We start from the raw sequence: 848 nt of genomic DNA, 5'->3' as shown, positions 1-848 counted from the left end.
TACCAACGATTATTTTTCATGATGCCGAAAGTGCCTTCTGATTGAATGGAACGATTCATGCGGAGAAGTGCACCATGGATGCTTTCTAGGTTATCCACAACTTCCTGATGCATGGAAGTCAATTCTTCGTTGATGCGAATGATTCTATTCTTGTCCTTCCTTTTGCATTGTGTAGCATAAGAACAATCGGTACAATCTTCGCATTGATATATTTCTTCCTGACGTCCATACAGATTTCCTTTGATATTCTTGCGATATTTGAGATGGAAGGCTTTTCCCGCAGGACAGCGTAGTATACCGTCTTCGTCAATCTTGAAATTGACTGGCCGGAAGGGATTATCCCGATATTTCGTGTTGGTTGTTTCTTTTTTGAACATGGGAAATTTCATATACTTTTCCATGCCGTGCTGCTCACAGAAAATGTAATTGTTGTAAGAACCATACCCTGCATCGGCCACAGGATATTTCGGATAGAATCCATATGTTTTATGGAACTGCTCCAATAAGGGAATGAAACAGTCCATATCCGAGCGGTACTGATTGACGTCAGCTACAGCGATGTATTCATCGGCAATGCCGAATTGGACATTATAGGCGGGGAGCAACTGGTCGTTTCCCATATAGTCCTTCTTGATCCGCATGAATGTTGCCGAATGGTCTGTCTTGGAATAACTGTTGCGGTTAGGCCCGCAAATGGTAATCCGTTCGACATACTCCTCAAGCTTTTCGATATATTCCTGCAGGCGCTCGTAGTGCCTCTGTTGTGGCGTTTTGCGATGACCAATACCATGAACAAATTTCGTTTCGTCGATTTCATAAATGCTGGAGTACCGATTGAGTACTTCTTT

At 42.8% G+C, this 848-nt stretch carries 1 protein-coding gene; it reads right to left on the bottom strand.

All coding sequences use genetic code 11. The features are described 5' to 3' along the window. A partial coding sequence (locus FZ041_RS14320) for a transposase (protein WP_149190061.1) occupies positions 1-848 on the bottom strand: 848 nt, incomplete at both ends.

The organism is Pseudoselenomonas caprae, assembly GCF_008271345.1.
GTDB classification, from domain to species: domain Bacteria; phylum Bacillota; class Negativicutes; order Selenomonadales; family Selenomonadaceae; genus Selenomonas_A; species Selenomonas_A caprae.
The sequence above is the reverse complement of the archived record's forward strand: the minus strand, read 5'-3'. Positions and strand labels throughout refer to the sequence as shown.